Annotated in this window: 11 protein-coding genes; 3 read left to right on the top strand and 8 right to left on the bottom strand. The window is 70.3% G+C overall.

What is annotated here, in order from left to right:
* Positions 1–12 precede the first annotated feature (12 nt).
* Both msrP and msrQ read left to right on the top strand, forming a co-directional pair.
* Positions 13–960: a protein-methionine-sulfoxide reductase catalytic subunit MsrP gene (gene msrP / locus AC6H2I_RS13475; protein ID WP_497501163.1), complete on the top strand. Its 948-nt coding sequence runs from the start codon at positions 13–15 to the stop codon at positions 958–960.
* A gap of 1 nt (position 961) precedes the next feature.
* Positions 962–1,642 (top strand): protein-methionine-sulfoxide reductase heme-binding subunit MsrQ, encoded by a 681-nt coding sequence (gene msrQ, locus AC6H2I_RS13480; protein WP_497501164.1) that lies wholly within the window; start codon positions 962–964, stop codon positions 1,640–1,642.
* 42 nt (positions 1,643–1,684) lie between these two features.
* Here the strand turns inward: msrQ and AC6H2I_RS13485 are convergent, their stop codons facing one another.
* On the bottom strand, positions 1,685–2,110 hold the full coding sequence (locus AC6H2I_RS13485; protein ID WP_497501165.1) for a PAS domain-containing protein: 426 nt from the start codon (positions 2,108–2,110) through the stop codon (positions 1,685–1,687).
* 289 nt (positions 2,111–2,399) lie between these two features.
* Between AC6H2I_RS13485 and AC6H2I_RS13490 the strand changes: the two genes are divergently transcribed.
* Positions 2,400–3,161, top strand: a complete 762-nt coding sequence (locus AC6H2I_RS13490) for a PRC-barrel domain-containing protein (protein WP_497501166.1) — start codon at positions 2,400–2,402, stop codon at positions 3,159–3,161.
* A gap of 24 nt (positions 3,162–3,185) precedes the next feature.
* Here AC6H2I_RS13490 and AC6H2I_RS13495 read toward each other — a convergent pair whose 3' ends face one another.
* The 7 genes from AC6H2I_RS13495 to dctP (AC6H2I_RS13525) form a co-directional block, all read right to left on the bottom strand.
* A complete protein-coding gene (locus AC6H2I_RS13495; RefSeq protein WP_497501167.1) occupies positions 3,186–4,796 on the bottom strand; it encodes a replication initiation protein in 1,611 nt (536 codons plus the stop codon).
* A gap of 936 nt (positions 4,797–5,732) precedes the next feature.
* Positions 5,733–7,049: a TRAP transporter large permease gene (locus AC6H2I_RS13500; protein WP_497501168.1), complete on the bottom strand. Its 1,317-nt coding sequence runs from the start codon at positions 7,047–7,049 to the stop codon at positions 5,733–5,735.
* A complete protein-coding gene (locus tag AC6H2I_RS13505) occupies positions 7,049–7,618 on the bottom strand; it encodes a TRAP transporter small permease subunit (RefSeq protein ID WP_497501169.1) in 570 nt (189 codons plus the stop codon). The genes AC6H2I_RS13500 and AC6H2I_RS13505 overlap by 1 nt, the downstream gene beginning before the upstream one ends.
* Positions 7,619–7,801: 183 nt before the next feature.
* Positions 7,802–8,812, bottom strand: a complete 1,011-nt coding sequence (gene dctP, locus AC6H2I_RS13510) for a TRAP transporter substrate-binding protein DctP (protein WP_497501170.1) — start codon at positions 8,810–8,812, stop codon at positions 7,802–7,804.
* 67 nt (positions 8,813–8,879) lie between these two features.
* Positions 8,880–10,427, bottom strand: a complete 1,548-nt coding sequence (locus AC6H2I_RS13515) for a TRAP transporter large permease (protein WP_497501171.1) — start codon at positions 10,425–10,427, stop codon at positions 8,880–8,882.
* Entirely contained in the window at positions 10,420–11,148 is a 729-nt protein-coding gene (locus AC6H2I_RS13520) for a TRAP transporter small permease subunit (protein WP_497501172.1), read from the bottom strand. The genes AC6H2I_RS13515 and AC6H2I_RS13520 overlap by 8 nt, the downstream gene beginning before the upstream one ends.
* Positions 11,149–11,243: 95 nt before the next feature.
* Positions 11,244–12,434 (bottom strand): TRAP transporter substrate-binding protein DctP, encoded by a 1,191-nt coding sequence (gene dctP, locus AC6H2I_RS13525; RefSeq protein WP_497501173.1) that lies wholly within the window; start codon positions 12,432–12,434, stop codon positions 11,244–11,246.
* Positions 12,435–12,487: the final 53 nt, after the last annotated feature.

Below are 12,487 nucleotides of genomic sequence, written 5' to 3' on the forward strand. Positions count from 1 at the left end.
GAGACCGCATCCATGCTGCTCAAGTTCCCCAAGGCCTCGGACTGCCGGGAGGGCGAGACCACCCCGCGCGCGCTGTGGCTGTCGCGCCGCGCCCTCCTGGCCGGCGGGGCCGCGCTGGCCGGCGGGGCGGCGGGGCTGACCCCGGCCGGTGCCGCGGCGGCGGCGCCGCTCACCGCGCCGACCACCATCCGCCCGGCCGACGCCGCGGCCGACCCGGCGACGCCGATAACCTCGGCGACCACCTACAACAACTTCTACGAGTTCGGCACCGGCAAGACCGACCCGTCGGAAAACGCCCACGCCCTGCGCCCCCGCCCCTGGGAGGTGGTGGTGGAGGGCGAGGTCGCCCGCCCCCGCACCTTCGGCATCGAGGAGATCCTGGCCTTCCCCCTGGAGGAGCGGATCTACCGCCTGCGCTGCGTCGAGGCCTGGTCGATGGTCATCCCCTGGGTCGGGCTGCCCCTGGCGGCGCTGTTGAAGCGGGTGGAGCCGACGGGGGCGGCGCGCTACGTGGCCTTCGAGACGCTCCACGACCCCGAGCGCATGCCGGGGCAGCGCCGCCCGGTGATCGACTGGCCCTATGTGGAGGGGCTGCGCCTGGACGAGGCGATGCATCCCCTGGCCCTGCTGGCGGTCGGCATGTACGGCGAGACCCTGCCCAACCAGAACGGCGCCCCGGTGCGCCTGGTCGTGCCCTGGAAGTACGGCTTCAAGTCGATCAAGTCGATCGTGCGCATCCGCCTCACCCGCGACGAGCCGCCCACCGCCTGGAACCGCCTGCAGCCCGGGGAGTACGGCTTCTACGCCAACGTCAACCCCGACGTCGACCATCCCCGGTGGAGCCAGGCGACGGAGCGGCGGGTCGGCGAGTTCTTCCGCCGCCCCACCCTGCCCTTCAACGGCTACGCCGACGAGGTGGCCGGGTTGTACGCGGGCATGGACCTGCGGACCCTCTATTGACATGGCGGGTGTGAACGACGCGGTGGCGGCGGCGCTCAACGCGCGCGCCGCCAAGCCGGTGCTGTTCGCCGCCGCCCTGCTGCCCCTGGGTTGGATGGTGTGGCTGGCGGCCAGCGGCGGGCTGGGGGCGGAGCCGGTGGCCGAGGGGGTGCGCCAGTCCGGGCTGTGGGCCCTGCGCGTCCTTCTGCTGGCGCTCGCGGTGACGCCGCTGCGCCGGCTGACGGGCTGGAGCGGGCTGGCGCGCGTGCGGCGGATGATGGGGCTGTTCGCCTTCTTCTACGCCTCCCTGCACGTGCTGGCCTATGTGGGCGCCGACCAGTTCTTCGACTGGCGCGCGGTGTGGCTCGACGTCCTCAAGCGTCCCTACATCAGCGTCGGCCTGCTGGCCTTCGCCACGCTGGCGGCGCTCGCCGCGACCTCGCCGCTGGCGGTGGTCCGCCGCCTCGGCCCGCGGCGCTGGCGCGCCCTGCACAAGGGGGTGTTCGTCGCCGGCGCCGCCGCCTGCCTGCACTACATCATGCTGGTCAAGGGGTGGCAGACGCCGCCCTTCGTCTACGCCGCCGTCCTGGCCGGGCTGGTGGCGGCGCGGTGGGCCCCGGCCGCGGCGCGGCATGCCACCGGGGGCGCCCGGTCGGCGGGACGCGGCGGCCCGCCCGGGCGATCGCCGCGGGTGTCCGCCTGACTCCGGCGCGCCCGGCTGGACCCGGGCCGACCCGGGCCCCGATCAGCGGCCGATCTCGGCGACGCACCAGATCATCGTCACCGTCTCGCCGTCGGGGGACAGCGGAAACAGCCCGTGGGCGAGACGCCGCACGTACGCGTCGTCGCCGATGTAGCGGACGTCGGCGCGCAGCGGTCGCTTGAGGCGCACCACGACGGCGTGGTCGTGCCAGATCTGGCCGCGGCCGATGCGCGGGATCTCGGTGAACCGGCGGCCCCGCAGGTTGCCGGCGACGATGCGGTCCAGTTCGGTGCCCAGCAGGCGGTAGCGGAAGTCCAGCGGCTCCGCCAACACCTCCACCAGGATGGTGTAGGGCAGCAGGCGTGGCACGTCGACGGGATCCAGATCGCTCCGCGACGGCATCGGCCGCCCCGCGGCCATCCGCTCCCAGTGGCTCCAGGCCATGTCGATCAGTCCGGTGGACCGCATGATGTCTCCAGAACGCTCCATCGAACACTGAACATCATAGACACAACGCCGCACCGCCGGCCACCGCGCAAATCCTGCGGGCCCGGAGACACAGCATAACCCGGCGATCGTTGCGGTTTGTTTTGGTGGTCGTGCCTGCGGTGCGGGAAACACCCGGCGACGGGGCGTCCGGACGGTGCATCGTCTTGGTCGCGGCCGGCAAGCGCGAGACACCCGCGGAACCCACGGCACGGTCGACGGTTGAAAGGGCCAAGCACACAGGCCTTCCCCACCGGACAAGGAGACAGCCATGCGCACCCATCTGTTGGCCGCCGCCGCCGTCGTCGCCCTGGGACTTCCCGCCGCGGCCTCCGCGCAGAGCATCGACCCCGGCGCCGCCGGCGGCGCGACCGTGCAGGCGCCGGTCGTGCAGCTGCCGGAATGGCGCTACGACGCGCTCTATGACAATGGCTGGAGCGCCGACGAGTTCATCGACGACGTCGAGGTCTACGGCGCCAACGGCGAGGAGATCGGCGACATCGAGAACATCGTCGTGGGCCCGGACGGCAACATCCAGTCGATCATCGCCGAGGTCGGCGGGTTCTGGGACATCGGCGACACCCACGTCAACATTCCCTGGGACCAGGTCCAATGGGATCAGGCGGGCGAACGCGTCACCGTGCCGGTCACCGAGGACTCGGTGGACGACTACGCCGTCGCCATCACGGACGACGGCTGGCTGCCGGCCGACGAGGCGGGGTCGAGCATCCAGGCCGTGGATGACGACGTCGAGGTCGGTCCGCGCGCCTGGCTGGTGTCCGAGCTGATCGGCGACTACGCCCGCCTGCGCGAGAACGTGACCTACGGCTACGTGGACGACGTCATCTTCACCCGCGAGGGCGCCGTCGAGGCGGTGGTGGTGCGTCCCGACGCAGGGTACGGCACCGCCGGCTACTACGCCTATCCCTATTACGGCACCGGCTTCAACCCGCGGGCCGAGTATTACGACATGCCCTACGGCGAAGGCGACGTGGCCGGGCTGGAGCCCTTCGACTACGACCGCTTCGACTGAGAGGCGCCGGTGGCGCGCTGACGGTCAGCGCGCCACCTTCAGCCAGCCCTTCCTCTGGCCCAGGAACCAGCCGTAGAACGGCCATTCCGTCTGGGCGTGGTCGGGGCCGAGGCGGCGGAACCGGTCGAGGGTCTCCGGGCCCGGCGGACCGCTGGTTTCGAACTCGTCGAGCAGGGCGGTGCGCTCGGCCTCGGCCAGGGTGGCGAAGCGCGCGCGCAGGGCGGCGACGGCCATGCGGTGGTCGGTGTCGCCCTCGCCCGTCCCGCCCGGCCCGGCGCTCCCGTCGGCGGAGGCGCCCGGCGCGGCGACCGGCTCGCTGTCGGCGGCGTAATCGTCGCGCAGGGCCGCCTTGAGATAGCCCTTGCCGAGCTTCCGGGTGCCGCGGTCACGCTGGGCGCGCACATACTCGATGTTCGTGCCGAGGCGGCGGGCGTCGTGCTCGGCCACCGCCTTGGCGGCCTCCGCCTCGGTGAACCCGAACTCCTCGCGCAGGCAGGTGAACCAGGGGCGCATCGCGTCGTCCACATCGGTCCCGATGGCGGCGGCGCGGGCGGCGAACTCGCCGGGCGTGCTGGTGCCCTTCAGGCAGCTGCGCACGTAGGCGTTCTTGTTCTGCGGCTTGTAGCCGGCCTTGAAGTCCGCCTCGCACAGGCGGATCACCTCCTCGACCCGGGCCAGCCCGATCTTCTCGATGTATTCGACCGCCGCCGCCTTGTTGATGTTGTAGCTCGACATGCGGCGCACGATGTGGCCGCGCTCGGCGTCGTTGCGCTTTTCCAGCATGGCCTGGCGGAACAGCTCCGGCAGGGTGTGCGCGTCGAGTGCCAGGGAGAATTGGAACTCCCGCTTGCGGGTCACCGTGAACTCGATGCCGTACGCGGCGCGGTTCTGGCGCAGGGTCTTGATCGTGACCTGGATGTCCGAGGCCTGGGAGATCTCGTCGACCGCCGGCTTGAGGACGTAGCGGTTGAGGTCGGCGAACACGGGGTAGCGGTCGGGGCCCACCCCCAGCAGGATGCGCAGGTCGACGACGCGGACGATCTCGGTGGGCGCCGGCTTGTCGGGATTGCGCTGCAAGGTGCGCTGCAGCACCTCGTAGAGCTTCTGGCTGTACTGGAAGGTGAACGCCCGCTGGGTCACCAGGTTGATGTTGGTGACCAGGCGCTTTTCCCGCATGATCTGGTGGATGCGCGGGTTCAGGCGGTACTTGATGAAGCCGCGCTCTGGCACCATCCCGTCCTTGGACCGCACGCGGTAGGCGTACTCGCTGAGGAAGGTGGTGGCGCTGACCGTCATTTCGCCGTCGGGGTCGACGTCCGCCTCGGCGTCGCCCTCGCCGTCCTGCTCCGGGTCGCGCTCGCCCGGCCACACCAGCTTGCCCCAGGTGATCTTGGTCAGCAGCAGCTCGTCCAGGACTCGCTCGAGGAACTGGGTGTTGTGGGAGTTCTCCGCACCCAGCAGCAGGCGCACGTCGCGCACCGGGATGCGGCGCACGGTGTTCTCCTCGCTGGGGTTCAACTGCTCGTTCAACAGGATGGCGTTGACCAGATAGGCCGCGGCCATGGACACGTAGTTCGGGCTGTTGATCAGGTCGTCGGGCTTTCCCAGCTCGATCCGGCTGATCTCCGTCTTCATAATCGCCACTGCCTCCGATGCCGCACCCGGGGGGGGGTCGCCCCCGGACCATTGTCGGGGGGCGGACGCCCCTGTCAAGGTCTAACCATGGAACCACGATTCCACCTTTCGAATCGCGACTCCCGGCGGCGGGGCGCACGCCCCGGTGGCCGAACGATGGAAGCCGGTGGGAAACGGGGGGCCGCCACGGCGGCGCGAACGGTGGAAAGCGGTGGGAATGCGACTCCGAGTCCCCGGCCCCGGCCGGAGTCCGGACGGCGGCCGAGTCTCGCCATGGAATCAAGAATTTGCAGGCGTTTCACAGGGTTTCACACGGTGCCGGGCCGGCGTGCGCCGGCGCGGCCGCGGGGCCGCCCCGTCCCACCGGTTTCCATGTTTCGACCCCTCTCCCACCGCTTTCCACAGTTGCTCCGCCGGGGCCGTGCCGGCCGTCCCACCGGCTTCCACAATTGGCGGGGCGGCGCATCGGCCGGCCGCTGCACCGGCAATCCCCGGCGGGCGTCGGCGTCGCCGCGACCCTCGCGGTGACCGCCGGCGTTCCCACCGGCTTCCACACTTGGGCGGGGCGGAGCCAGGGACTCGCCGCCGCCACGGCCTCGCTCCGAGTCTCCCACGGGGTTCCACAGTTCCGTCCCACCGGCTTCCATGTTTCGCAGCGCGTCCCACGGGCTTCCAGATTTCGTTCCCATGGGCTTCCACCGTGCCGCGCGACGCTTTCCCAACCGCTTCCAGAACTGACCGCTCCCGCGTCCCATGGGGCTCCACATTTACCGGTCCGCGTCCCACAGGCTTCCACCTCTGGCCAGCCATTTTCCGGCGATTCCAATGGCTTGGCAGTACGCTCCCGGCGCCTGTGAGAGAATATGGTCAGATTGAATCCAGACTCATATATCTCTCGCCAGGGCGCCGCGGCGGCGCTAGAAGGGACGAGTTCGCTCACCGGACCGGGCCCATCACCGCATCGGGAAGCGCGGTCGCCAGCTCCGGCACCAGGCACAGCAGGACGATGGCGACGATCATGCAGCCGACATAGGGCACGGCGCCACGCATCACCGTCGCCAGCGGGACGTCGCGGGCGATGCCGTTGATGACGTAGAGGTTGAGGCCGACCGGGGGGGTGATCAGGCCGATCTCCATGTTGATGGTCAGCACCACGCCGAACCACACCGGGTCGAAGCCGGCGGCGGTGACGATGGGCAGCAGGATCGGCGCGGTCATCAGGATGATCGCCGCCGGCGGCAGGAAGCAGCCGGCCACCAGCAGGAACACGTTGATGAACGCCATCAGCGCCCAGCGGTTGACGTCCAGGGCGACGATCCATTCCGCCAGCGACTGGGTCAGGTACAGCGAGGTCAGCATGTAGCCGAACAGGATCGAGGTGCCGATGATCATCAAGATCATCACCGATTCCCGCGTCGCGTCGCGGAAGATGGCGGCCAGCTCGGCCGGGCGCCACATCCGGTAGATGACCACCGCCAGCACGACGCAGAACAGCGCGCCGACCCCCGCCGCTTCCGACGGCGTCGCCACCCCGCCGTAGAGCGCCCACATCACCGCCGCGACGATGGCCAGGAAGGGCAGCACCTTGGGCAGGGTGACCAGGCGGTCGCGCCAAGTGTAGCGGAAATCCGGGGCGTAGGGCCGGAAGCCCGAGCGGTGGACCGCGAACCAGGTCCAGGCCATGAACAGCAGGGTCAGCAGCACCCCGGGCACGGCGCCGGCCAGGAACAGGCGGCCGATCGAGGTCTCCGTGGCGATGCCGTAGAGGATGAAGGTCAGGCTGGGTGGAATCAGGATGCCCAGCGTGCCGCCCGCGGCGATCGACCCGGTGGCGATGGCGTCGGGGTAGCCGCGCTTGCGCATCTCCGGGATCCCCATCTTGCCGATCGCCGCGCAGGTCGCCGGCGAGGAGCCGGTGAGTGCTGCGAACAGCGAGCAGGCGCCGAGGTTGGAGATCACCAGCCCGCCCGGCACCCGGTAGAGCCAGCGGTCCAGCGCCTCGTACAGGTCCTTGCCGGCGCGCGACGAGGCGACCGCCGCCCCCATCAGCACGAACATCGGGATCGACACCAGGGTGAAGTCGTCGAGCCCGCCGAAGAAGCTTTCGGCCAGCAGGTCGATGCTGTCGATCCCCTCGAAGGCGACCAGGGCGCCGACCGAGACGACGCCCAGGGCGAAGGCGACGGGCATCCCCGTCATCAGCACGGCGAGGGTCGCGGCCAGCACGGCCAGCCCCATGGCCAGCGGGCCCATCAGCGGCCCTCCCCGGCGGCCGTGCCGGCCGGTCCCGCTCCGGGATGGGGGCCGGGATGGGGGCCGGGCGGCAGGCCGAAGGGCGGGGCGCGCCCGCTCACCAGCCCGGCGAGGTCGGCGACGTACTGGAGCGACAGCACGCCCATGCCCAGCGGCAGCGCGGCGTAGGGGATCCACAGGGGCACCCGCCACACCGTCTCGGAATGCCAGTTGCGGTCCCACGCCTCGTGCCACAGCCCCGCCCCCTGGACCGCCAGCAGCAGGCAGAAGGCCAGCGCCCCGGCGCCGGCCACCAGGGCCAGCCAGAAGCGGGTGCGCGGCCCGGCGTGCTGGGCCACGATGTCCATGTTCACGTGGCCGCGGTGCAGGGCCACGTAGGGGCTGCCGAGCAGCGTCGCGGCGACCAGGGCGAAGGTGACGAACTCGGTCTGCCAGATCGTCGGCATGCCGAAGACGTAGCGCACCGTGACCATGTGGCAGACCACCAGCACGGAGACGGCGATGAGCAGGGCCGCGGCGACGCCGCACAGGCGCGACAGCATCGCCACGGCCCCGATGAAGAGAGTCATGTCAGGTGTCCCCAAGTCGTCGGGATCGGGCGCCGGGCCGGCGGTGTCGCGGCGGGCGTGCGGGTCGAAACGCCGGAGGAGGACGGGAGGCGAGGCCCCCCGTCGTTCCGTCGTCGCGTTGGCGCCCCGCACATGGTCCGCCGGCGGGACGGCCCGCGGCGCCGGGTCAGCGTTCCAACGGCGTCACTTCACCGCCAGCGCCTTGTCCAGCAGCGCCTGGCCCCCCTTCACCTCCTCGGCGAAGGCCTTGTAGGAGGTCTCGGCGGCCAGGGTGCGCCAGGCGTCGGCCTGGGCCTCGGTCATGTAGACGATCTTCACCCCGGCCTTGGTGAAGCGGTCGACCATGTCCTGGTCGGACGCCGCCGCCTTGGCGTAGCCGAAATCCTCGGCCTTCTTGGCCGCCGCCATCACCGCCTCGCGCTGGGCCGCGGTGAGGCCGTCGAAGGTCTTCTTCGACATCAGGACCGGCTCGTACATGAACCACAGGGCGTGCTCGCCGGGCGGGGTCATGCAGGTCACCTGCTCGTAGAGGCGGTAGGAGGTGAAGCTCTCCGACGAGGTGTTGGCGCCGTCCAGAACGCCGGTCTGCATGGCCGTGTAGATCTCCGACGACGGCATCGAGGCCAGCGACGCCCCGGCCCCGGCCAGCATCCGCTCGAACATCGGGCCGGCGGCGCGCATCACCTGCCCCTGGGCGTCGGCCGGATCGAGGATGCAGGCCTTCTTCGACGCGAAGCCGCCGGCCATCCAGCCGTCGGCGATGACGACGATGCCGGCGTCCTCGATGATCGCCTTGACGTCGGCCATGAACGGCGAGCCGGACAGGCGGCGGGCGTGCTCGTGGTTCTTGACCAGGCCGGGCATCAGGGTGGCGCTGAACTCCGGGTTCTTGCCCGACGCGTAGTCCAGCGGGAACAGGGCGATGTCGATCTGCCCCTTGGCCAGCGCGTTCCACTGGTCGCGCGGCTTCACCAGCGAGGCGCCGGGGAAGACCTTGACGTCGAGGTCGACGCCGGCCGCGGTGACGTCGCGGGCGATCATCTGGATCATCTCGTCGCGGAAGTCGCCGGTGCCGCTCGGCCACTGGTGGGACGCCTTCAAGGTGGCGGCCGCGGCCGGGGCGGCCAGCGCGCCGCCCAGCAGGGCGGCGGCCAGCGCGGCGGCGGCGAGGGCGGGTGTGGTGCGCTTGGTCATCTCTGGTGTCCTCCCCATGGAAGCGTTCGTTGACGCGGGTCTGCGGAGCGTCCGTCGACGCGGGTCCTCACCCGTAGACCAGCCGTGGCAGCCACAGCACGATCTCGGGGAACAGGATGCAGGTCGCCAGCCCGGTCGCCTGGATCGCCAGGAAGGGCAGCGACGAGCGGAAGATGGTGGCGGTGGAGATCGATGGCGGGGCCACCCCGCGCATGTAGAACAGCGCGTAGCCGAAGGGCGGGCTGAGAAACGCCATCTGCATGTTGACGAGGTAGAGCACGCCGAACCACAGCGGCACGTCCGCCTGCTCCACGCCGGGCAGGCCGAGGACGCCGGGGAAGGTGAACTGGGCGATGATGGGGATGAAGATGGGCACCGCCAGCAGCAGGATGCCGACCCAGTCCAGGAACATGCCGAGGAAGAACAGGATCAGCATCATCAGCCCGAGCACCCCGTAGGCGCCCAGCCCGGTGCCCAGGATCAGCTCCGACACGAACTCCTGGCCGCCGCGCAGGATGTAGAAGCCGACGAAGACGGTGGCGCCGAAGATGATCCACAGCACCATGGCCGAGGCCTTGGCGGTGCCGATGCACGCCTCCTTGACCGAGCGCAGGGACAGCCGGCCGTGCATCGCCGCCACCACCATGGCGCCGAAGCTGCCGATGGCCGCGGCCTCGACCGGCGTCGCCGCGCCGCTGAAGATCACCCCCAGCACCAGCACGATCAGCACCACCGGCGCCGCCATCTGGCGCAGCAGCAGCAGCTTGTCGGCCATGCCGACCCGCTCGGCCAGGGGAAGGGCCGGGCCGACCCGCGGGTTCACCCAGGCGCGCACCCCCACGTACAGCACGTACAGGCCGGACAGCATCAGGCCCGGCAGGATCGATCCGATGTAGAGCTCGCCCACCGACTGCTGGGCCACCACCGCGTAGATGATGGCCAGGATCGACGGCGGGATGAGGATGCCCAGCGTGCCGCCGGCCATGATGGCGCCCAGCGCCACCTCCGGGTCGTAGGCCCGCTTGAGCATCGCCGGCAGGGCGATGATGCCCATGGTCACCACCGCGGCGCCGATCACGCCGACCATGGCGGCGAGGATGGTCGAGGCGATGACCGTGGCGATGGCCAGCCCGCCGCGCACCCCGCCCATCCACTTGTAGAGGACGTCGAACATCTCGTCGATCAGCCCGGCGCGTTCCAGCATGCTGGCCATGAAGATGAACAGCGGGATGGCCGAGAGCTGGTAATCGGTCATCAGCGGGAAGATGCGCGTCGGGATGATGTTCAGCATGAACTGGTCGCCGACGAGGTAGATGAAGATGACGCCGAGCGATCCGGTGACGAAGACCAGCGGCATGCCGGCGAACAGCAGCGCCAGCAGCGAACCGAACATCAGCACCGAGAGCCAGGCGATCGAGATGTCGGCCAGGGTGCCCTGGAGGGTGAAGAGGAAGGGGGGCTCGGAATAGGGGTCGACGAAGGCGATGTTCAGCGCCTCCACCAGGATGAGGGCGGCGAGCGCGGCGCTGACCAGCAGCACCGCCCAGCCGCGCCCGCTGCGCGGCAGCAGGCCGGCGCCGCGCCGCTCGCCGCGGGCGTTGACGACGCTAGCCATTGGCCCGGCCCTCCCCGTCCATGGTGAACACGTGGATGTCCTTGACCAGCCGCCCGGCGCCCTGGAGCAGCAGCAGGATGCCGCCCAGCACCAGGGTGAACTTGACCGGCCAGTAGGCGACCGCCCACTCGGTGAAGGAGACCTCGTCGGAGTAGCCGGCGGCCCAGGGCCAGCGGGTCTGGTCCATCGAGCTGCTGAAGAAGGTCCAGCCCGTCCAGATGAACGCCAGCGCGAAGATCAGGAAGAAGAAATGGGTGACGATGTCGATCGCCGCCTGGCCGCGCGGGCTCGCCTTGGCGTAGAACAGGTCGACGCGGACATGGGCGTCGTGCAGGTAGGCGTAGGCGCCGGCCAGCACGTACTGCATGCCGAACATCAGGAACATGGATTCGTGCGCCCAGTTGGTGGGCATGCGCAGGAAATAGCGCGACACCACCTCGAAGAAGTAGACCAGGACGGCGATCACCGTCCAATAGGCGACGAAGACGCCGGTGAACTGGGACAGCGCGTCGACGGCGCGGGTGAAGCGGTTGCCGGGAATGGCGGCGAGGATGCGGCTCTTGGCGCCGGCCTGGTCGTCGAGGTCGGCGGCGGTGACGCCCTCGTCGGGGCTGTGGCGGCGCTCGCGCCAGCCGGCCAGCGCCATGTAGACCAGGGGAAACAGGAGAAGCGCGCCCCAGTAGAGCCAATGGGGCAGCACGAAGCTGTGGGTGACGGTCATCGGCAGGGTCCGTGGTCGTGAGGCGGTCGGGCGCACGGCAACGGGGTGCGGGCGCCGCGCGGCCCCCGCACCCCTTGGCTCCGCTCGGGCGGACCTCAGAGCTTCAGCTCATAGCCCTTGGTGTCTTCCGGCGTGATGTAGGCGACCTCCGGGTCCTGCATGACGTCGAGGTGCAGCTTGAACAGGCGCGCCGCGTCCTTGTCCTTGTTGGCCCATTCGAACCACTTGCCGATCGCCACCTTGCGGAAGCGGGCGGCGTCCTCCTCCGACAGACGGGTGACGGTGGTGCCGGCGCTGGCGAACTTGCCCCAGGCGTCCTTGTTGGCGGCCTGGATCGCCCCGTAATGGGTGGCGGAGTAGGCGGCCACCAGATGCGGCAGCAGCTCCTTCATGCGCGGCGACAGGCTGTTCCACACCCGCATGGACAGCGAGAAGTCCATGAGGTCGACCGGCTGGTGCAGGCACGGCGTGGAGGCCGGGCCCATGACGATGTACTGGGTGACCTGCTGGAAGCCGAGGTCGTAGTTGACCGCCGGGCCGGTGTAGTCGGCCGCCTCGATGGTGCCGCGTTCCAGCGCCGGGTAGACCTCCGAGCCGGGCAGCAGGGTGGTCCGCGCGCCGATGGCGGCGAAGCAGTCGGCGACGATGCCGCCGGGCACCCGCAGCAGCAGCCCGTTGAAGTCGTCGAGCGAGCGGATCGGCTTCTTCGAGTGGATCAGGTTCATGTCGTGGTGGACGTGGCCCACGAAGTACATGCCCTGCTTCTGGTACAGCTCGCGGGCCAGCTCGTTGCCGCCGTAGCTGTTGAACATCATGTCCCACTGGTGCGGGTGGTTGAGGCCCATGGGGTAGGACGACAGGAAGACGCCGGCGGGCATGCGGCCGGCCCAGTAGACGGTGAACAGGTTCATGCCGTCGAGCACGCCGTTGCGCACCGCGTCCATGAGCTGGAAGTCGCCGGAGACCGCCCCCGCCGGGAAGGTCTTCACCGACAGCTCGCCGCCGGTCAGCTCGGGCACCTTCGTGGCCCAGGTCTCGAAGATCTTGTAGCCGCCGGTGCCGGGCGGCCAGGACGACTGGATGCGCAGGGTCTTGCCCTGGGCCTGGGCGTTGGCGACGTGCGGCGCCGCCACCGTGCCGGCGGCGGCCACCGCCCCCAGCGCGCCCACGGTGGCGGCGGAGCCGGCCAGCCCCTTCAGGAACCCGCGGCGCGCCTCGACCACCTCGTCGACGCCCGCCCGTGCGGTCCTGGTCTCGGTGACGGTCCCCTTCGTCTCTTCGGTCAATGGATCCTCCCTCGGTTCGACAGAGGCCCCGGTCGTTGTTGCCACGGGCGGTC

Source organism: Azospirillum sp. NS33, assembly GCF_059703765.1.